Source organism: Lacrimispora brassicae, from assembly GCF_054772055.1.
The window spans coordinates 210,114-232,117 of record NZ_BRYH01000048.1; the positions used below are offsets into that span (position 1 = coordinate 210,114).

18 protein-coding genes are annotated in these 22,004 nt (G+C 45.9%); 2 read left to right on the forward strand and 16 right to left on the reverse strand.

Features of this window, described 5'->3' with window-relative positions; translation table 11 throughout:
• Nucleotides 1-89 precede the first annotated feature (89 nt).
• Together ACYVD3_RS21975 and ACYVD3_RS21980 are read left to right on the forward strand one after the other, a co-directional pair.
• Nucleotides 90-1,802: a sensor histidine kinase gene (locus ACYVD3_RS21975; protein WP_460644637.1), complete on the forward strand. Its 1,713-nt coding sequence runs from the start codon at nt 90-92 to the stop codon at nt 1,800-1,802.
• A complete protein-coding gene (locus tag ACYVD3_RS21980) occupies nt 1,799-3,187 on the forward strand; it encodes a response regulator transcription factor (RefSeq protein ID WP_460644638.1) in 1,389 nt (462 codons plus the stop codon). Before ACYVD3_RS21975 ends, ACYVD3_RS21980 begins: the two co-directional genes overlap by 4 nt.
• 57 nt (nt 3,188-3,244) lie before the next feature.
• Here the strand turns inward: ACYVD3_RS21980 and ACYVD3_RS21985 are convergent, their stop codons facing one another.
• The 16 genes from ACYVD3_RS21985 to ACYVD3_RS22060 form a co-directional block, all read right to left on the reverse strand.
• Nucleotides 3,245-4,567, reverse strand: coding sequence for an ABC transporter substrate-binding protein (locus tag ACYVD3_RS21985; protein WP_460644639.1), 1,323 nt, complete (start codon nt 4,565-4,567; stop codon nt 3,245-3,247).
• 6 nt (nt 4,568-4,573) lie between these two features.
• Entirely contained in the window at nt 4,574-5,881 is a 1,308-nt protein-coding gene (locus ACYVD3_RS21990) for an alkaline phosphatase family protein (protein ID WP_460644640.1), read from the reverse strand.
• Between the two features lie 24 nt (nt 5,882-5,905).
• Complete coding sequence (locus ACYVD3_RS21995; protein ID WP_460644641.1) at nt 5,906-6,751, reverse strand: carbohydrate ABC transporter permease; 846 nt, start codon at nt 6,749-6,751, stop codon at nt 5,906-5,908.
• 16 nt (nt 6,752-6,767) lie between these two features.
• A complete protein-coding gene (locus ACYVD3_RS22000; RefSeq protein WP_460644642.1) occupies nt 6,768-7,670 on the reverse strand; it encodes a carbohydrate ABC transporter permease in 903 nt (300 codons plus the stop codon).
• Between the two features lie 3 nt (nt 7,671-7,673).
• Nucleotides 7,674-8,720, reverse strand: a complete 1,047-nt coding sequence (locus ACYVD3_RS22005; protein ID WP_460644643.1) for an ABC transporter ATP-binding protein — start codon at nt 8,718-8,720, stop codon at nt 7,674-7,676.
• 396 nt (nt 8,721-9,116) lie between these two features.
• A complete protein-coding gene (locus ACYVD3_RS22010; RefSeq protein ID WP_460644644.1) occupies nt 9,117-9,674 on the reverse strand; it encodes a YdeI/OmpD-associated family protein in 558 nt (185 codons plus the stop codon).
• Nucleotides 9,675-10,031: 357 nt separating this feature from the next.
• Nucleotides 10,032-10,238 carry a hypothetical protein gene (locus tag ACYVD3_RS22015; protein ID WP_460644645.1) on the reverse strand — a complete coding sequence of 69 codons (207 nt, stop codon included), beginning with the start codon at nt 10,236-10,238 and terminating at the stop codon, nt 10,032-10,034.
• A gap of 30 nt (nt 10,239-10,268) precedes the next feature.
• The gene (locus tag ACYVD3_RS22020) at nt 10,269-11,966 is read right to left on the reverse strand and encodes a right-handed parallel beta-helix repeat-containing protein (protein ID WP_460644646.1); all 1,698 of its coding nucleotides are present in this window, start codon (nt 11,964-11,966) and stop codon (nt 10,269-10,271) included.
• The gene (locus ACYVD3_RS22025; protein ID WP_460644647.1) at nt 11,963-12,742 is read right to left on the reverse strand and encodes an SGNH/GDSL hydrolase family protein; all 780 of its coding nucleotides are present in this window, start codon (nt 12,740-12,742) and stop codon (nt 11,963-11,965) included. The genes ACYVD3_RS22020 and ACYVD3_RS22025 overlap by 4 nt, the downstream gene beginning before the upstream one ends.
• Nucleotides 12,743-12,797: 55 nt before the next feature.
• Nucleotides 12,798-14,447: an MGH1-like glycoside hydrolase domain-containing protein gene (locus tag ACYVD3_RS22030; RefSeq protein WP_460644648.1), complete on the reverse strand. Its 1,650-nt coding sequence runs from the start codon at nt 14,445-14,447 to the stop codon at nt 12,798-12,800.
• Between the two features lie 17 nt (nt 14,448-14,464).
• Complete coding sequence (locus ACYVD3_RS22035; RefSeq protein ID WP_460644649.1) at nt 14,465-16,141, reverse strand: alpha-amylase family glycosyl hydrolase; 1,677 nt, start codon at nt 16,139-16,141, stop codon at nt 14,465-14,467.
• Nucleotides 16,142-16,208: 67 nt separating this feature from the next.
• The gene (locus tag ACYVD3_RS22040) at nt 16,209-17,312 is read right to left on the reverse strand and encodes an ABC transporter ATP-binding protein (protein WP_460644650.1); all 1,104 of its coding nucleotides are present in this window, start codon (nt 17,310-17,312) and stop codon (nt 16,209-16,211) included.
• Between the two features lie 10 nt (nt 17,313-17,322).
• On the reverse strand, nt 17,323-18,366 hold the full coding sequence (locus ACYVD3_RS22045; protein ID WP_460644651.1) for a carbohydrate ABC transporter permease: 1,044 nt from the start codon (nt 18,364-18,366) through the stop codon (nt 17,323-17,325).
• Entirely contained in the window at nt 18,363-19,271 is a 909-nt protein-coding gene (locus ACYVD3_RS22050) for a carbohydrate ABC transporter permease (protein ID WP_460644652.1), read from the reverse strand. Before ACYVD3_RS22050 ends, ACYVD3_RS22045 begins: the two co-directional genes overlap by 4 nt.
• A gap of 109 nt (nt 19,272-19,380) precedes the next feature.
• Nucleotides 19,381-20,721: an ABC transporter substrate-binding protein gene (locus tag ACYVD3_RS22055; protein WP_460644653.1), complete on the reverse strand. Its 1,341-nt coding sequence runs from the start codon at nt 20,719-20,721 to the stop codon at nt 19,381-19,383.
• Nucleotides 20,722-20,858: 137 nt separating this feature from the next.
• On the reverse strand, nt 20,859-21,932 hold the full coding sequence (locus ACYVD3_RS22060) for a CdaR family transcriptional regulator (RefSeq protein WP_460644654.1): 1,074 nt from the start codon (nt 21,930-21,932) through the stop codon (nt 20,859-20,861).
• Nucleotides 21,933-22,004 lie beyond the last annotated feature (72 nt).

The window sequence follows — 22,004 nt, forward strand, 5'->3', positions numbered from 1 at the left end:
CATGTATTTGTCGGTCCATTGATTGATAAAGACCTTTTTATCTGATATACTTATGGTTAATACATACTCTTAGAAAGGACGCTTATATCATGAAAAACCAAAATACAGCTTCTCTTTCCAGAAAATTATTTTCAAGTTTCATCATAAGCTTCCTGGTCCCCATGGTATTGGTTAACTGCATCGTCTCCTATCTGTTTATTGCAAGGCAATACAGGGAAATCAACCAGCAGGCAGAGAATAATAAGAAACTTATATCTGCCTATATGACCAAATATATCAATGACATTGACAACATCACGAAAGCGCCTTATTACCACTCCTATTTCCAGTCCAAATCATCGCTTGATTCCTTATCGCCATATGACCAGAATCAGATAAGCAAGGAGATTGGCCAGCTACTTCAGCTTACTACATATTCCAGGGAGGATTTTGGCGATCTGGTGGTAATGTCGGACAATCATGTGCTTTATTTTAATTCCATTGACTGGTATCAATACCTTCCCACTGTCAATCCCCTCAATTCCCGGGAATGGTACACTGCTGCTGTGGAGCTTGGCTGCCGTATCGCCATAGTCCCCTCTGACAAACAGGAATCTTCCGAAGGTATCCTTCATACAGACAGCTTTTATATTTCACGCAAGCTCAATAACATTTTCTCTCCTGAGCAAACCAATATCATAATGGTGAACTTAAAAACAGATGCTTTAGAAAACCTGTTTTCCAGTCTTACCTCCGCAGCACCACTCATGATATTGTTTACAAACAATAACGGACAACTGATATATTCGGATACAGATGTGGATAAAGGATTCGTTGATTCACTGACATCTCCAAAGCTTACATTTAACCATAAAACCTGGAACCACTATTCCCAGGATTTAGAAGACTATCCTCTTACCGTCCATGTACTGCTATCTTCCTCTTATATTACCCGACAAATATCCACCTTTATGATGACCTCCTTTTTATGCTATATGGCAGGCGTTTGCATTGCTTATATTTTATTCAAACGGAATAATCAATGGATCAAACAGCCTACCTATCATATTAAATCCACTTTAAAGGAACTGGAAAGCGGAAACCTTACTGCAAGATGCCATGCTCTTCCTGTGCTGGAATTTAATGAAATCGGCTCTTCCGTAAATGCCATGGCATTTCAGTTGCAGGAGAAGATAAAAAATGAATATGAACTCTCCATTGCCCAGAAGAACCTCCAGTTTCAGGCTCTGCAGTCCCAGATTCAGCCTCATTTCATCATCAATACCATTTACAGCTTTATTACCTTGAACCAGATTGGTGAACAGGAACTGCTGAATAATTCATTCTACTCCTTTGCCCACTTACTCCGCTATGTACTGAGCAAGGACAGCAATACAACCATTGGCAGGGAACTGGAGTTTCTGAATGACTACTGTTGTCTCTGCCTTCTCCGCTTTGGAAACCGCTTATCTTATGAGATCCAGTGTCCAGACAATTTGCGTGAACAAGGCCTGCCAAAGCTTATTATGCAGCCCCTTGTTGAGAATGCAGTCATTCATGGAATTGAACCCAGCGAGGTTCCCTGCAGACTGGAAATTCATGTGGAAGAATGTACTGATACACTGTATATCATGATTGAGGATAACGGAGTCGGCTTTACCGGGGAACAGCTTAATTCCCCCAATTCCATCGGTATCAAAAATGTGGAAAACCGGATCAGCATCTGGAATCCGGCTGCCCGCCTTTATATATACCGGATTAACGGCAGCACCATCCAGGTTATAGCCATTCCACAGACTACTTACGGAGGCAGTGAGTTATGATGAACATTTTAGTTGTAGACGACGAACCTTTGATCCATATTTCCATTGAACGGCTTATACAGTCAGGAACAGAGGACACCGCAGTATTTCATGCCTCCAATGGCCGTGAAATGTTGGAACGCTTATCAGAACATGACTTTGCACTGGCCTATGTAGATATTAAAATGCCGGGAATATCAGGGCTGGAAGCACTTCGTCAGGCACGTGAGATTTCACCTTTTACCAGCTATTACATCATGACCGGCTTTGACGAATTTGAATATGCCAAACAAGCCATCAAATTAAAGGTAGACGACTATCTTATGAAACCTCTGGATACAAAAACCATCCAGGAAACCATTGATGCTGCCAGGAAACAGCAGCAAAAACATATGGAACAGAAGAAAAGCATGTTCAGGAATTGGTTGGAAAGTACCTTAAACCACCGTGACAGCTCCTTCGGAGAATACGCCGGCACTTACTGCGGACTGCTGCTGGTAACTGTGGATATGACAGGAATTCCCGCCGAAGATGTATATATTCCGTTCCGATCTTATGAAAATAATATCGTATCTATCTTCACGGAAAACGGCTTGCTCCTGCTGTGCTTTTCAGAGAAATCAGACCTGATCCACGGAATGTTCAAAACCTTTTCCGTCTGCAGCTATCCCCAGGGCGTAACGTGTTTTGCGTCTTCAATTACAAGGGAGCCGGAAGACTTAAAGGCAGCACTGCCCATACTTGTGAAGTATTCTTCCTTAAGGGTATTGTTAGGCCTGAACCACTTCTATTATCTGAACCCGCTGCAGAATTACAGCTCTGCCTTACTGGATTTCTGCCAGATCTCCATGGAGGTGCGGACCGCATATGCTGCAAAGGATTACACCAAATTCTCCACCGCATGCAGCCTGTTGTTAAACCAATACCGTCTTCAGGAAGACTTTAAGAAATACCAGGGAGCATTTATCACTTACCTGTCCTTATTATTTGACCGAACGCTTGATACCGGACCGGATGCAGACACATCTCTGGAGACTCTTTTTGAGCTGGCCGGCAAAGACCTTTTAAATGCTCCTTCCATAGAGTCCAAGGCTCAGTCCATTGTACGTTTTATCCAGGAGCATTACCAGGACAATATCTCCGCAGCAGACCTGGCCAGCCGTTTTGGCCTGTCTGCAAATTATATCAGCAACCTGCTAAAGAATGCCTTGGGAATCCGGTACAATGATTATGTCACACAGCTTCGCCTGAACCACGGAAAAGAGCTTTTAGTATCCACCCACATGCCCATTAAAGAGGTAACTGCAGCATGCGGTTATTACAGTCAGAGTCATTTTACCAGACTTTTCGTTGACCATGAAGGCTGTACCCCTTTGGAATACAGAAAAAACAACGCTTCCTGCTGACAAGAAAACGCTGCGGCACCCAATTGGATGTCCGCAGCATTTTTAACAGAACCTATATCAGAATAGCTTTTTTACTCTTTCTTTCATGGCTTCCACCGCCTGTTCAGGCGTGTAATTATCCTCCAGAATGCACTTCTGAATTTCATTTGCAAATATTTCCTTGGCCTCCTGATATTGTGGTATAAATGGTGTCTTATAAGTGCTGTATTCTACCTGGTCAACAATAATCTGCAGGTTGGGGTCTTCTTCTATCATCTTTTTATATGTATCAGATTCCATACAGCTTTTCCTGGTAGGAAGATATCCTGTACCATTTGCCCACTTTAAAGCATTTTCCGTATCTGTCATGAACTTTAAAAACTCCCATCCGGCTGCCTCTTCTTCCTCAGTATGTCCCTTAAACATTAACAGATTCGAGCCGCCTGCCGGGTATGAAAGGGTAGAATCCTTAGGAATCGGCCCTGCTCCCACCGGAAACTGGCAGGTCTTTTCCAGCCCTTTTAGCTGTGCGCTGCTCTGCATAATCATGGCTGCAGTACCGCCTGCAAATGCATTCCTGCAGGCTTCCGACGAGTTATAGTCCTGTCCTGACGGTACATGCATGATCCCGTCTGCAATCATTTCCTTCCACAGGTAAAGAGGCTTTGTCCCGCTTTCTCCTGCAAACCCGATTCCGTCGGCCTGCTCATTGAAAATGGTTCCTCCTGAATTCATGACAAGAGACATATAATACCACTGGTCCAGCGGACAGGAATAGCCGTATGTACCATCAGCAGTCAGTTTTTTGGAATATTCCTTTAACTCTTTCCAGGTAACCGGCGGCTGGTTCTCATCCAGTCCGGCTGCCTTAAACCGGTCCTTGTTATAATATAAGACAGGAACGCTTCTGGAGTGAGGAAGTGCTACTAATGCATCATTGTAGTAAGATGCATCTAACAGTCCTGGCATAAAGTCCCCGATATCATACCCTTCGGCGTTCACAAATTTCTCCAGGTCCACCAGTTGTTCTGCATCAGCAAAGATTCCCAGCATACCAATCTCCATTTGAGCCAGTACAGGCGCTTCGCCTGCTGCAAGGGCAGCCTGCATCTTGGTTCCTGCATCTGTATAGGACCCCTGATGGACAGCCTTGACAAAAACCTTATCCTGGGATTCATTGAAGGAATCCACGATCTTCTGAATCAGCTCTCCATTAGAAGAACCCATGCAATGCCAAAATTCAATAGTTACCTTCTCTCCTCCGGCCGGTGCATCCGCTCCAGCCTGCTTTACGGCTGTTCCTGGTGCCTGGGTGGTCTCTGTCCGCTCACCGGAGCTGCATCCTGCCAATAAAACTGCCGCCATTCCTGCTGCCAATAACATTGCTGCCTTTTTCCTCATATCGTCCTATTCCTCCTCATTATTATAATCCTGTTTAAGGATTTCTTTCATTGGCTTTCCCTGGGCCCAGGGCATTTCTACCCCCAAAATAGCTGCAAAAGTAGGTGCTTCATCAATCAGACTGCCGCGTTCCATCACAACATTTTCCCTGATATCCGGACCGGCTGCAAAGAAAATAGGCTGTGGGCCTTTCTGAGGCAGGTGACCATGGGCTGAAACAGACAATTTATAATCCGAATTATCCGTCGGACAAAATACAGGGCCTGTACATTTATTTCCAAAGGAAGTACCTGCCCGCCCTTCAATTACATAGTGGAATGGTCCCCTCAAATGCAGTTTTTCCATCTGTGTCTTGTCAAATATCTGTTCACAGCCATACTCTTCTTTTTCCATCCAGGTTCTAAGCAGAGCTTCCACCTGTTCTCTTATTTTCTGATTTTCCGGATTTTTTAACACCACATGAGCCGAAAGACCGGCTGAGTGAATACAGCATTCATAATCCATTACCCGGCCTTCCCCATCTAAGCGGATAAGCCCCTGTTGGGCCAGCAGGACATTAGGATTGAAAACCTGCCTGACAGGCAGATGGCCATGATCACCCATAACGCAGATATTATATTGTCCTAACAAGCCTTTTGCCTGCAAAATATCCATCAGTTCCCCAATTTTCCGGTCACACTCCATAAGAGCGTTCTTTGCCTCCGGAGCAAATCCCCCATAGCTATGCCTTGCATGGTCCAGATAGGAAAGGTGAAGCATTATGACATCCGGTTCATATTCCCTTATAATATCCTTTAAGCAGGCCACCCCGAAATCGTCCAGCTCCGGCTGATATTTCCAGCGCAGCATATGCCGGTACTTGTCATACAATTTATCCATTCCCTGGGAACATACGGTCAGGAACCTTGGCCTGGAATCTCCTCCAGGCCCGTCTGACCATATCTCAGGAATCAGATAATCAATGCTGGGATCTGCTCCGGTCACCGGCCAGTTTATGACTGATATGGTATACCCGCCTCTTTTTGCAGCATCAAAAACAGTATCTGTGCCCAGCTCCCTCCTGTACCAGTGCCATGCAGGATGTTCTACTCCCACCTCTACTTTTTCATTATGATAAATCCCATGGATCTCCTCATGGCATCCGGTCATCATAGTAGAATGTGCTACATAAGTCATGGCAGGGTAGGTGGACATCATCCTCTGCACCACTGAGCCCCTTTGATAAATTCCATAGAGATTCGGACAATCTGTTAACCATTGTACATCATCAAAGAACAGCGAATCAACGGATATAACAAATAATTTCTTTTCCAACTCATTCTCCTTCTTTCCCCACAATTATTTAATCCCTGAGTATACAAAAGAATTTCTGATCTTCTTGCTGGCAAACATATACACAAGGAGGATAGGGATCACCAATACCACATTGCCTGCCATGATGATATGCCACATCTGGAGTGTCTCAGATGATTTAAGTGCAGCAATTCCTACAGGCAGCGTTCGGAAGGTTTCACTGGATGTCATGATCAACGGCCAGAAATAACTGTTCCATGTTGAAATAAAGGACAAAAGTCCTATGGTTATCAGTGCCGGTTTTGCCATAGGCATCATTACCTTGAACATGATTTTCATATTACTGGCATCATCCAGCCTGGCCGCCTCAATTACCTCCTGGGGGATCTGCATGAAATACTGCCGCAGCATGAATATACCAAATGGATTGGATATAAAAGGCAGTATCAGTGGGATAAATGTTTTCAGCAATTTCATTTTGCTAAACATAAAATAGACCGGCAGGAAGGTTATCTGCTGTGGAATCATCAGACCCAGCAGCACAATGCCAAAAAACAGGTTTTTACCAAAATACTCATGTCTTGCAAAGCTGTATGCAGCCGGAACTATAATCAGATATTGCAGTACCAGGACCATCAGGCTGACAATTACTGAGTTGCGAAAGTACAATGCAATGGGTACAATCTCAAAAATATGGGTGTAGTTTTCCCAGTGCACTGTCTTCGGAAACAAGGTAGGCGGAAACTGGAGCGCCTCTGTATAATCTTTTAAGGAAGTACTGACCATCCAGTAAAAAGGGAATGCAATAACTACAATGATGAATAGCTTCAGGCACACATTTAACATGCGTCCCGTTTTTCTTAATACAATGCTTGAAATGCTTTCTTCCATGATATCTCCCTCCCCATTACTGATAATGAACCTTTTTCTTACCAATGCCAAACTGCACATAGGTCATAATGCAGACTAAAACCAACAGAACCACACCGGCCCCACATGCCATTCCAGGTTTTCCGTAACGGAAGGCAAAGGAATAAATATAATAAACCAAAGTATTGGTAGAATCCACCGGCCCTCCCTGGGTCATAACGTTAACTGAATCAAAAATCTTAAAGGAGGCAATGGAGGCCACCACTGAGGTAAACAGGATGGTTGGTGAAATCATAGGAAGCGTAATCTTAAAGAATGTGCGCATTGGGGGAGCATCATCCAATTCTGCCGCCTCATATATACTGGAAGGAACAGTCTGTAGCGCCGCCATGATCAAAAGGACATAATATCCCACACTTTTCCACACCATCACAAGCACCAGTGAAAACATAGATGTTGCAGGACTGGACAGGAATGGAAATTTTGAAAATCCCAGCTTGGTAATGACCATATTCAGGAATCCTGTATCCGGATCCATCAGCCATAAAAATACAATAGACACTGATACCATGGAAATGACATGGGGGGTAAATATAAAGCCCTCTACTGCACTGTTCAGTTTTCTGTGCTTTGAACCATTCAGCCATACAGCTATGATGACCGCCAACACCATTGTCAGGCCCACAAACAGCACCGTATACAGGATTGTATTGCTCAGGACCTTATGAAACGTCTCAGACACCCACAATTCTTTATAATTATCCAATCCCACAAATGCTTTCTTTGAGGATATGAGACTCCCTGAAAACAGTGAATAATAAATCAGATAAAACACTGGATATACGGTAAATGTAAACAGAAGAGCCATAGCCGGAACCACTGTCACAAAACCAAGAATGCGGTCCTTTTTTTCACTTATACTGATATTCTTCCGGTCCAAAGCCTATCCCTCCTCCCTGCCAAAGGTTTTTCTTATCATGGGTTTCTCGGCCTCTCCCAAAGCCATTCTGCAGCCCTGGTTATTAAACAGATACATGTCAGAAAACGGTACCCATAGACTTAAGCAACTGTCATCATCTACTTCATACTGGGATTTTGCCATTAAAACTCCATAAGTACTTTTTAAAGAATAGATTGTCTCTGCCCCCAGCATCTCCTTAGTCACTACCTCTGCCTGTATAGTAATGTGATCTTCCTCAACCTTTTGTAAATACAATTTTTCCGGTCTGAAACCAAGCTGCATGCCGTCAGGAAGCACATTGTTTATAATATTCATCTGTGGGGTTCCTATAAACTGGGCCGCATAGATACAATTAGGGTTCTGATACAGCTCACGGGGATTGGACTGCTGGACTATATACCCGTCCTTCATAAGCACAATGTCATCTGCCATGGACATAGCCTCCACCTGGTCGTGGGTCACATAGACAAAGGTGGTTCCCAGCTTTTTATGCAGGCTGATTAACTCTACCCTCATCTGCCCCCGGAGTTTTGCATCCAGGTTAGACAGCGGTTCATCCATAAGGAAAACCTTTGGCTGCTTTACCATTGCCCTGGCAAGGGCAACCCTCTGCCGCTGTCCGCCCGAAAGTGTGGAAGGCTTTCTGTCCAGATATTCCGTCAACCCCACTATCTCACATATATCTTTTACGCGCTTCTGCCGTTCTTCCTTAGGCACCCTTTTGTTCTCCAGGCCAAACTCGATGTTTTCCTTTACAGTCATTGTGGGATACAATGCGTAATTTTGGAATACCATAGCAATGTCCCGCTTACCAGGTGTTAAATCATTGATTTTTTGGCTGTCAATGAAAATGTCTCCCGAAGTTGGTTCATCCAGGCCTGTTATCATACGCAGGGTCGTGGATTTCCCACAGCCTGACGGACCTACAAGGACGGTAAAGGAACCGTCTTCAATCTCCAGATTAAGATTATGGATTACAACATCATTTCCAAACTTTTTTGTCACATCCTTTAATTGGATTGCCCCCATAGTTCTTTCTCCCTTTCCTTTGTCTCAAACAATACTGCTGACTTCTGATATTAATATAGCATTTATTTATTGGCCGTTTTTTGCTCTTTTTTATGTTTGGTTTGCTCTTTTTCATACCTCTTTAAGTTTTAAGCTATATCAAAAAAAGGCATTCCCCGCTTACGCGTTGAAAGCCTTTTTTTGATATGTTCCAGACCAATTCCTGTATTCATACGGGAAAACTTCCTTCTTCCCATACCCTTCTTTTTTCATCGTGATATAATATTCAGATGGTAATCAGGAGCATAGCCATTGTTGTTTGGTGGCGCATGCCAGCATATGAACGGTATACTATTAAGCGGAGAAGACAAACCAAAGAAAAAACATCGCCGCACCACAGTATGCTTATTAAGTACATTACATAGGTTTAAGATTTTGATTCAATCGTGATACGATTTTTTCAAATCGTCTTTGTTTTGCCTCATCAGATTTTGCATCAAGATATAAGCCAGTATAGTTTCTTTTTACGGAAGGAGACATGGCCATAAAATTTGAAAATGCGGGTTCATAATCTTTCAATTTTACAGTCAATAATTCAATTTGAACATCTGATATAGGCTTTGGCTTTGGAGCATCCCACATTCCATTCTTTTTAGCTTCCTCGACTTTAGCCCGCCCATAATCAGTCATCAAGCCGATGGATTCAAGCTTACTTACAATTTCTTTATTCTTATCGGACCATTTGCTCTCTTTTCGCCTTTGGGCAAAATATTTTAGGTAGCTCGCTTCATCAATACTTTGCATTTGACCGTCAATCCAGCCAAAGCATAATGCTTCTTCCAGTGCTTCGTTCGCTTTGAGCGTTTTTACACTTGCTTTTTTACCAAACACCAACCAAATTCCATCACTTGATTCGCTGTTTTGAATTAACCAATTTCTAAAATCCGCTCTTGTTTCAAATAACAACTGCGCCATGTTCATTCCACCTCCTAATACAAATACTATCCATACATCATAACACAAGCTGGTTACCGGGATACCCCTGATTTCTATTGCTAATATTATATCAGGATTATTGTATTCTTGAAAGAGTGAATAATTATTAAACCATATTCAATCGGAAAATATTTTATGGACTTTGTCAACAGACCCAACTTCGAGTTGTTTACAAAGTCCGTCATTCGGAAGAAATACTTAAATGGATTGGCTTATCTTATCCCACATACCCATGGATCAATCCGGTCTTCTGCCCCTTCCCGACATGCATGAGGCATTTACCAAGGCTTGCCGGCAGAATGAAGGTCTCCGCATAATGGTCGGATCATCTCTTCATCAAACCAGCAGGGCATGAAGCTTGACAACCTGCAGCATTTCCTCGTCATTTACTCCCGGATAGCAGTCGAATACCATCATAAAATCATTCTTATTCACATGCTGCTTTAATTCCGCAGTGATCGCCTCTGTCCCTGAATATACATGGCCAACCGGGCCCGGCATTGCAATAACCGGATATTTATTGTAATTTCCACAACCTGGCATATCCGTTCTCTCCCTTATGCTTTCTGTGATCTAGGATGTCTCCGCTCCATTTATAACGATTCCTTCCACAGTCTTGTCTTCGATTACGAAAGGATTCTTCACCCCAATAAACTTCAGATCCGTCATCGTCACTCCGCCTGCATCATGCAGTTCAATTCCCTGGTCGCAGGCCTCAAACCGGCAGCCGGATATTTGGATATTACGGTTGTATGGACCGGAAAATCCCTGGGACTTCACCGCGATTCCACCCATTCCGTAGGGACCATACCTGGGTTTATATCCGCAGTTTATAAAACTGCAGTCCTCTATGGTGATATTCTCTCCGTGACCGCCTTCACAATGGGTACTGAACTCCGCTCCGATTAAGATTCCCGCGTTCATCAGATTTTCATAGCAGCAGCCCCGGATTTTCACATTCCGGCACCGCAGCAGATGGCCGGCACCGGCAATGTTTTTAAATACGCTGTCCCTGCACTCATAGGAATCCGGTTCCCAGCACAGTGCATGAAGCAGGCTTCCGGATACGACAAAATCAGGCAATGCATCCTGTAACACCAAACGATACCGCGTTACCTGATTGACAGTCCCCGCCACGGCGGTTCCTGCCGTCTCCTCCTGAGATTGAAGGCTGCTTTCCTCAAAACCGCCGGCAAATTCCCAGCTCTCAAGGCGGAATTCGGACATTTCCAGCTCATGATAAATACCGACTGCGGCAGGAAGACGCAATGGTACCGGTGCATATTTGCAAGTACAAATCAGTTCATGATCGCCAATCCGTTTCTCCACCTGCATAAAATTGCTGTGCACATTCTGGCCATCCATCCGGACTCCTTCCACATGACACTGCTCCAACAATATGTCACCGCCGCAGCGGTAGATCTTCCAGCCATCCCTGGGACCGGTAAAGAACTGGTTTCCAGCCGGCTTTATAACCAGACGCCTTGCGGTTATATTCCGGCAGTTCTCTGTCAATATGGCAAAACCATTTGTATTACAGACTCGCACATTCCACAGACACAGATTATCACAGCCTCCAAAAAAAAGTTGAAAATCCGTGCGGCCTGACTGGTGCCAGGAAAGTCCTTCCCCCGGTTTCACCTTTCCGGACAACTCCCCATCCTTAAGACTAAGCAGCCTGGCACCGGTTTTCTTAAAACGCCGGTCATATCCAAAACCAAAGGTCAGACTTTCCCCCATCAAGCGGCGTTCTTTAATATCAAAACGATTCATGCAGTATGCGGCCATCCCGTCTTCACAAGGAAAACCTTCAAAAGTTCTGATTTCCACCTCATCCCCGGAAACCCCCGTCACCACTCCGGCACTGGCCGTCTCCGGTATTCTTGTCACCGCAATATGTTCAAGCTTTAGATCCCGGCAGTCTTCCGCCCACAAAACAGCCGGCATCAGGATCTGGGCTTCCGTCCCATGCCGTCCCGCCAAAACCGTTGCCGGCTCACCGTCCGCCCCACATGTTCCGCCGATTGTCAACCCTGCAGCTCCCGAAAGATAAAGAAAACAATCCTTGCTGCGTATATCGCCGCAGCCGTCATCATGGGCAATGGACGGAGTATCAATTGTTTCATAATCATCAAGGATATAAGTTCCACTTCCCAGCTTAACATATTGGCAGCCGGTTTCGACCGCATAGTTAACGGCCGCTCTCAGGCCCCCGGCGGCATACTGTTTATCCTTAATAAAGTCATCAGCCATCACACAACCTATTCTCATAGCAGGATCCTCCGGATCTCACGCTCCAGAACCGCCCCAATCCTCACATATCCGTCATGATTGGGATGGACTTTGTCTTCCAGATACATCTGGGCATTATCACGATGGATTCCGCATAACCGCCGCATATCGATGAGCGGAAATCCCAGCTTTATGGCGGAGTGCTCCAGCTCCTCATAATAATCCAGCATCGTGCAGCCCACTTTATTCGGCAAATCATAGGCTTCTCCCACTTTCGCAATGCCAGCCGGCTGTTCAAGGCGGTATATCGGTGTTACCCAGGCAAGGAGGGCCCCAGGAGCCGCGGCACGCAGTCTGTCCACGGCAATTCTTATGGCAGCGGAAAATTCCTCCATGGAACTTCCCCAGTACCAGTCATTGCTGCCATGCCAGATCAAAAACAGATCCGCATCCTCCGGGATCTGCTGCTGTTCAAGTACTTCCAGCATGCATTTCGGTGTCACTCTTGTCAGACCGCTGGAACCAATGGAGAAATTACTGATTTCCGCCAGTGCCAGAGCCTGCTTCAGCATTCCCTCATATCCGCCTTTGCCATGATTAATTGTGGAAATACTATCCCCGTATATCACTAGCTTCTTCATCCTGTCTCCTTTCTCCCGGTGTCCGGTTCCTTTCATCCAGCCAGGCCAAAAGCCCCAGAAAAACGGAACGGTCCGGATTCTCTGCCACCTTCCAGGATACCGGTCTCCATGGTGTCCACGCCTCCGGTCCACCTGCGCTTTTAATGCCGGCAGAATCAGGTCCTGTGCCTGCATCACGCCGCCGCTTTAAATAATGGTTTCCGGATCATAGGCATTTCGGGCTCCTCCGTTAAAATGTCAATTTCATATCTCCCTGTACGGTGACAGAATGCTGTGCCCCCTGATAAATCAGGTTCAGCTTAAAGCAGTCCTCCGTATGAATGGACACATTGAGAGAACCGCCCATGTCCTTTGCTTCAAAATCTGCTGTCTTTCCGGCAAACCAATACCGCTTACAGCCCAGTGCCCCGCCTTTGACGAGATTTTCAGAAATCTCCCAGCGCACTGTTGTCTCTGTTTCATTCCGGTCCAGGGACAGACCGACGGCATACTGGATTAAGTAAAGAATTGGCCCCAGTCCTGACCAGCCGACAAAATCCTTGTTGTCAGAATCCCCGCTGGAAATCTCATCAGGCGGATAATTCTCCCAGATCGTCCCGGTCTGCTGATATACTCTGGCGATAACATCCAGATGGTTAATTGCAATATCCTTTGCCAGCTTATGGAAGCCGTGTTTTTCCAGGCCGCACATAACCAGCGCATTGGTTGGCGCCCAGACAGAACCCCGCCAGTATCCGCCTCTGGGATCATATCCTTCTTCATCGGCAGCCAGAACCGGGATCCGGTGAATACGGTTAAATGTCTCCTTATCCTCCAGCCATTCAATCAGGCGTTTTCCCTGCTTCTCATCCGCCACACCAGATACCAGCGGAAAGAATCCGGCAATTGTCTTGATTCTTGTCTGCCGCTCTCCAAAGGTGATGTCATAATAAAAGCCATCATGCTCATTCCACATATAATAGTTGATTTTTTCAATCAGTTTTGTCCGGTCTTTGACAAGTGCTTCACGCCGTTTCTCATATTCCGGAACCTCGTATCCCTTCTTTACCAGTTCGTCCATAATGTCAACCAGATTACCGGCAAACATCACCATTTCACAGCTAGTATCCACCGCCAGGCCCAAATGTTTATTTCGCGGTGAATTGTCCATACTGGCCCAGTCCGTAACGTACAGTCCATTTTGGTGGCGCAGGTGGTATTTCAGCGCTTCATGATAACGGTACAATGACTCCAGCACCAGGTAAAGCCGCTGGGCATCCCTGGTATGGCAGTAGCTCTCCCATTCCGCAAAAGCCAAAAGCGGGTGATTGAGATTATCCAGGGTCAGATAGGGCTTCCTTTCAATAATCCGGCCCATATTCGGCTTATACATATCCTCATAAGGCAGGGTTCCCAAATCTTTGAGCACCCGAAAACCGTAATGGTTCTGAAAATAGGAATAAAGAGGGCTGTCAAAAGCATTTATCCACAAAAGAAAATCCTTGCCGGTATCCCGCACCATTTCCCTGGGAATCTCCCCGTCATCAAACTGCTTGCAGTAAAAATTGTCCAGGGAACAGATTCCCGGCACATAGGGATGGAGAAGGTTGCAGAACATCGTCATAAAAACCGTATCCCACAAAAAAATATCACGGTTAAACGCCGCATCCACAAAATTGCTGACAAAGCCGCTGCCCTCGGCCGGCTTATGGATATTGGAATACAGTACACGGACTGCATACCGGTAACATTCCATCCATTCCGGATGAATCGATATAAGGGGCTCAGGGAGCTGATCTTTTACTTCGTCATACTTCCCATAAGGAACCCCATCATATTCTTTTTTTTCAAAGTACAATCCCCGCTCAAGGGATTCTAAAAAATCATAATTCCTGTCCATAACCGCCTGCTCCTTATTTATGCCCTTTCGCTGTTTCGCTTTAACCATACGTATTCATATGGTTCCAGCGTGATCTTCTGATTCATTCTTTTTTCTGAAAGCAGTCCGGTCCCGTCCATTCCGGTCCTTAATTCCACCTGTTCCGGTGATACATTGACAAGCACCAGAACCTGATTCCCGGCAGTTCCCCTCAACAATGAGAAAACCCGGTCATGGAGCCTGAGTACCTTTTGTGGGCTGTTGGGAGAAAATGCGTCCTCCTGTTTCCGGACAGCCAACATCTTCCGGTAGCCGGAAAGAACTCTGCTTCTTACAGAATCAGGATCCGCAAGTTCTTCCTTCAGCCGGTCCGCATTCAGCTTTTCCCGGTTGATTCTCCTCTTGATTCCTGATTCCTCATATTCCTTATAACAGTTTCCTGATCCTAAAAGACTGTGATAATAAATGGCTGGCATACCCATAACTGACAGCAGGATGCACTGGGAACCGAGAAATTTCTGTACCCTCCGCTCCGGATTTGTTTCGTCTCCGGCTACGGCATCCAGGTAATTGATATTTAATTCGTAAGGAACCTCACTTCCGTCAGCCAAGGCGCGATAGCCGATCTGACCGCCCCGGGCCAGCACTTCCCTTACCATGAACTGCCGTTCCTTTTCGCTCAGCAGATCCTCTACGGGCCGCATGCCAATCCCGTCGTGAGAAGCCAGGAAATTAAAATATGAAGTCGCTTCCGTGGTCGGCTCCAGCCCTGCAGCCCAGTCTGTCAGATGCCCGGCATTCCCGCTTAAATAAGAGTAAAGAGTCAGCGGAGGCAGCGGAAACTGATAAACAAGGCCGGCTTCATCGTATCCATTGCCGAAATAGCTGATATTCTCCTGGTGGGGCACATTTGTCTCCGTAATAATGGTGCAGCCTTTGACACAGGCTTCTACGACACACCGCATCAGCTTGATCAGTTCATGGGTCTGGGGCAAATGCATGCAGGTGGTACCAGGCTCCTTCCAGGCAAAGCCAATGGCATCAAACCGGATAAATCTGGCTCCTTGGGCCGCATAAAGCAGAATAACATCCAGGATTTCCATCAGTACTTCCGGATCCTTATAATTCAAATCAAGCTGATCCTCACTAAAGGTGGTCCAGAGATATTTGCGGCCCATGGAAGTCTCAAACTCCGTCAGCAGCGGCAAGGCCCTGGGCCGGATAACCGAACTGTAATCTCCTGCAGGATCCGCTTCGATAAAGAAGTCTTTATATCGGGGATTTCCCGCCCCATATTCCTTAAAGTAATGGCTGGATTTTGATACATGGTTAATAACTCCATCAAACATCAGGTCGTAATTTTCTCGCAGCTTCTCTATATCACACCAATCTCCCAGTTCTGGATTCACTTCTCTGAAATCGACTACGGAAAATCCATCATCCGATGTATAGGGAAACATGGGCAGTAAATGAACCGCTGTCACAGTATGGGAAAGTTCATCCTCCAGGAATTCCCGGAGGGTGGCAAGAGGTGCCTGCCCGTCTCTTTTTATGCCGTCACCATAAGTAATCAGCATGACATCCCCTTTATCTACCCAGGGATATGTATCTTTCATCTCCGGTTTCCAGTGTTCTATTAACCTTTGGATCCGTCCTTCCAACTCCTCGTGACAATCGGGATATAGGTTTTGTAAATGTGCTTTTATACTGTCCATATTCTATCTCCACATAATTTATTATAAATAAAATTCCTGATAACCGTTTCCTTAATCAAGGACACTGTTACCGGATGCGCAGGGTCGTCTCACAATCAAAGAACATCACCTTGTCATCCTTTACATTTAACGCCACCTTTGTCTTTGGTGCCATCTCCATATACACAGTGGTGTGAATTTTCACTTCACCGTCACCGATTTTTGTAATCAAAATCCCATGGGATCCCTGAGGCTCCACAAAATCAATGGTGGCATCACACAGATAGCCCTTCACCTTTTCCCGGGAAAATGATAAATCAATATATTCCGGTCTTACACCCATATCCACTTCTTTTCCGGTGTATGGCAGAAGCGCCGCCCAAAGGGAATCCGGTACCTGATATCGGATATCCTGACTGACTGCAATCAACTCATCCCCCGCCTTTTCAATCTTGGTCCTGAAAAAGTTTGTGGGCGGTGTTCCGATAAATTCTGCCACAAACTTTGTTGCACTGTCCTGATAAACCTCCATGGGCGTCCCAATCTGTTCAATGTTTCCTTTGTACATAACCACAATCCGGTCGGCAAGGCTCATTGCCTCAGACTGGTCATGAGTCACGAAAATGCTGGTTGAATTCTGCTGAATATGAATGTTTTTAAGTTCTGTCCTCATGGATACCCGGAGTTTTGCATCCAGGTTGGACAGGGGCTCATCCATCAGGAAGATTTTAGGCTTTACCACGATTGCCCGGGAGACCGCCACCCGCTGTCTTTGACCGCCGGACATCTGGGCCGGATAACGGTTTAGCAGGCCCACGATATCCGTTGCTTCCGCCGCTGCCGTCACCCGTTTTTTTATCTCATCCTTTGGCACCTTCTGAAGCTTGAGCGGATAAGCAATATTCTCAAACACTGTCATGTGGGGCCAGATCGCATAGCTCTGGAAAATCATCGATACCCCACGGTCCTTTGGCTTTTTGCCGATCACATTTTCCCCATCAATCAGTATTTCTCCGCCGCTGATATCCTCAAGTCCTGAGATCATCCGGATGGTGGTGGTCTTGCCGCAGCCCGACGGTCCCAGGAAAACGATAAACTCCCCCTTGCCAATGGATAAATTCATCTTGTTAACAATCAGGGGACCATCCTTCGTATACCGCTTCTGTAAATCTTTTATCTCCAAATAGCTCATACATTTCCTCCTATAATTCAACTCCGCCCCACATTTGCCCGATATATTTTCTCACAATAAAGGTAAATACCAGTGCTGGAAGAATCAACACGATACTTCCCGCCGCAGCGTACTGAATGCCGCTTGACGTGGTGCCGATGGCCTTGTAGACAACCAGGGACAAAGTCTGATTTTTATTCGTCAGGATCAGCGCGGAAATGGTGTCATTCCAGGCGGTTAAAAACGAATACATTGAGCTTGCAGCCAAGGCCGGAAAGGCTAAGGGCAGCGTGATTTTGGCAAATGTCTGCACACTGCTGGCACCAAAAATCATGGATGCTTCTTCCAGTTCTTTGTTAATGCCCATAAAAATACTGTTGGTAATCCACGCCGTCAGTGCGATATTGGGCACCGAATACAGAAGGGCCAGACCGATCCTGGTATCAAAGAGTCCAAAGTTAATGAGGAGCATTGCCATGGGGATACTGATTCCCACAACCGGAAACATCCTTACAATCAAAAGCGAGACGTTAATCTGTTCCTTGAATTTAAAGTTAAAACGCGCCATGGCAAAGCCTGCCAGGCTTCCGATTCCCAGGGAAATCAAAATTGTATACAGGGAAACGATAATGCTGTTTTTCAGGGCTGGAACCGCATTGGGCACAATGCTGAAAAACGTTTTGAAATTATAGAACAAGTCCTTGTGATAAGTGAATTCCATGGGACCATTGGTCAGGGTCTGGTGAAAATCTTCCAGAAGCTTCTCACCGGAAACCGTAACTGCATACTGTCTGGTAAAATGAGCCTCCAGCTTGGATGCCTTTTTCGTCGTGATAATGGATTCATACCCATCGCCGCTGTCATAGAAGATTTCAAACTCACCCTCTGGGGTTGGAGCCACCTTTACTGTCAAATCGGACTTTGGCATCAGCCTCTTGGGAAACTCCGTCATATCCACGGAACTGGAGAATGCCACCGTTGTAAACGCCAGAATCGGAACTGCCACAAAAAGAAACATAGTCGCCAGAATCAGCGCCAGAACCGTTTTTTGTACGATATTTAATTTGTCCATCATCTCACCGCCTCCTTTGTTCCGCCTTTGGAAACCCTGAGATAGATCACCGTTGCACACAGCACTACAATGGTTGTCAGAAATGATAACGTGAAGGCCAGCTTCTGGCTGGTATTAACACCCGGTACCACTTCAACATAGAAAGCTACCCGTTCCACCAAAAACGGTACCTTGCCGTAACCCAGAACCATAACTGCAATCGCCCAGACCTGAATCGCAGCGATCAGCCTCATGATGATCGAGGTGGTGATGGAAGGCTTTAAAATCGGAATCACAATATCCTTAAAGATCTGCCACTTACCGGCACCGAAGAGATAAGCCGCCTCCTTCAGTTCTCTTTGGATACCCTGGAGTCCGGCGACCAGAATGATCATAACGGACGGCGTAACGGTCCAGGTATCAATCAGAATCACCAGGAATACCGCAGACAATCCATTGGCACCCATGAATACAATTGGCTTCTCAATCAGGTTCAGTCCTATTAAAACCGTGTTAATCCAGCCATCCCTCACAAGTCCCGTTTTCCAGAGGATCGCTACTGCAGTCGGGGTGATTGCCATGGGAATCATGGATACAAACATCAGAAGCTTGGCCCCTTTAAACTTCCTTGACAGAAGTACTGCCAGAAGCATCGCCAAAAGATATTGAAGCACAACAGATATCGCCGCAAAGGTCGCGGTGTTAAAAATTGCCGGCCCGATCAGCTCCGATTGAGCCATCAGCTTAAAATTGCCCAAAAGCGTGAAATTACCTTCAAAATCAGTAAATACTTCCTTCACTCCTGAAAGTACGGGAAGCAGCCAGAACACTGCATAAAAGAGGAACGCCGGAAGCAAGAGCAGGTAGGGAATGCTCTTTTTACTGAGTACCGGCTTCCTTAAAGTCTGTTTCCTGTCATTCTCATTCAAATAAATCTCCCCATTTCTTTGCAGACAGAACATGCTGCCTGCTTTTACTAAAAGCCCGGGACTATTTTGCGGAACCCGGCCCGCACCGTCCCAGGCTTTCACAATACAATTAGTTCTTTAATGCTTCCAGCTTACTCTGGACATCCGCAAGGAAATCATCTCCCGGGACCGCCTGATTCTTTAATATATCATTAAAAATATCGCCGTAAAGCAGTTTTACCGCATTCCAGTCCGAATACTCTGTTGCCGGAACACCTGTAACAATGGTCGTCTTCAGCATTTCAATACCGGCTCTCATGACAACATCGCTGGAATCCAGAATATCGCCCACCTCTTCAATGGGGCTTAAGGAACCGCCATAGTTGGAACAGAAATCATAATTCACTTCCGGATCGGCCACATAGCTGATAAACTTTTCTGCCAGTTCCTGATTCGGAGCTCCCTGGGCAATACCGTAGCACCATGCTCCGGAGGTTGAACCAGCACCTTCGCTGCCCTTAGGCGCTGCACCGATCACATAGTTGTTGGGTGATGCGTTATAGCTTGCGCCGACCGGAGCCATATGGGCAAAAGTCAGCCATACGTCACCGCTATTTAACGGATCGGTAGGCGCCGTATACTGATCCTGCTCCGCGTAGAAACCGTCTCCGGCCGCAATCTCGGCAACGATGCCAAGGGCCTTTTTAAATCCTTCTGAAGTGAATTCCGGGAATCCGCCGCCATAAGCCAGGCTCATGCCTCCCATGGGATACAGCAACTGGGAACCGGTTAAATTAGCCGGCATCATGGTTTTCCCTTCCCCTTCACCGGCGGCAATAGCCACCGCCCAGTCCGCGTACTGCTCCCAGGTAATACCGGAAACAACGTCTTCCTCTGTCAGTCCGTCAGGAAGGTACTCCAGCGCTTTTTTATTGGCACAGATAACATACACGTCAAAGCTCATGGGTACAAAGTAACGGACACCGTCCTTATTGGTTGTCTTGTCAAACATCTTTGTATAGGTAGAACCTGTATTGTTAACTAAATCCGTGATATCCTGCATCCAGCCGCCATTGACATAGGGCGCCATATTGGCCGTGTCCGCATAAATGACATCGGTAATATAATTCTTGCCATCCTGTTCTGTCTGGACCTTCTTTATGGCATCTGCCTGAGCAACAAAATCCACTTCTACTTTACAATTATTTTCTTCCTCAAATTTCTTGAAGAAAGAATCCATCAGATACTGCTTTTCATGAATTTCCGGTGTACCGCTGTATGTAATCTTTAAAACATCACCGCCTGTTTTCACGTTTGTATCCGTGGTTTCCACAACTGATGGCGCCTGGGATGACGCAGATGAATCCGGAGTCTTCGTTTCCGCCGGCTTTGATCCGCATCCTGCCCCGCCGGCAGCCGTAACCATTGCAAGACCAATTGCTGCTAATCTCTTTAATAAATTTTTTTTCATTGTACCCTCTCCTTTACTATTTGCGGTTATTTATGGTTATTCATAATCATAGCATCCGCCTATCCGCCGGGCAATGTGAACGGGACCAAACTCACACACCACAGTTGTGCATCTGCACAGTCAAATCCCAATAAGCGCTATTTTCCGCTCCTCATCTTTATTGCCGCAATATAAAGCATAATTAAATCCTTGGCGCGCCGGGGATTTTTGTTTAACAGCTCCTCAATCTTTGCCAGGCGGTAATTTAAGGTATTGCGGTGAATATGAAGCTTCTTGCAGATTTGGGAATAATTGTCATTATCCTCTACATAGGCGGAAATGGTCTCTCTTAATACCCCGTCTTTGTCCTGTTCCTCCAGCAGATGAATGATTTCTTCCAGCTCCTTAGTCATTTCAATATTATTTAAGAGACATTCCAAGGCCACCTCATGGTAGCATAAAATCCGCCTGCGGATATTTAATGTTCTGGCAATATGAAATGTCTGCATTACCGAGTTTGTTGTCCTGCTGGCAATCACATCCGGTTCGCCCACATAGCAATATTCCAGGTCCTTGCTGATGTCCATGACCTTTTCCAGTTTTGACTCCAGTCCTTTATCCGACCGGAAAAGAATCAGAAATTCATCCATTCCCTGACGGACGATGTATTCTCCCGCTGATAAGCGGCTTTTTATTGTTTCAATAATACTGTAGCGGATCCGTCCGCTGGTTATGATGACTGCGGTCCGGGATACCTTTAAATTGATTCCCAGATAGGCGGCCTGCTCATAAAATGCATCATTATACTGTTCTTTGCTCAAACCAATCCACTCATAAAGAAAATCTTTCAAACGGTTCTCTTTGATGGATGTCATATCGTTAAGCAGGCGGTTTTCGATCATCAGCACCGCAATCGACAGGCAGATCTGTCCAATTGGCATCACTTCTTCCACTTCTCCGTAAATGGCAATGACCCCAAGGATACTGTTGTTATAAATAATGGGCAGGCTGACGCCTTTGTGCTCTGTCAAAGTCTTCTCATATACCACATGAGATTCCTTCCGCTTCAATGCGGTCAGTGCACCCTGATGGAGGGCCCCAAGCCTGCTCTTATCACCGCTGGCCAGGATGACTCCGTTGGTATCCGTAATGTTTATATTATAGGGAATTATCTTCATAATCCCATCTGCAATTTTCTGCGCAACCTCTGTGTTCAGATAACTCTGATACATGTACTCTCTCACTTTCCAGGAAAGGCAGCTCTGGATTCCTCCGCCTGTTTTGTCTCAAACGAAGCCCTGACA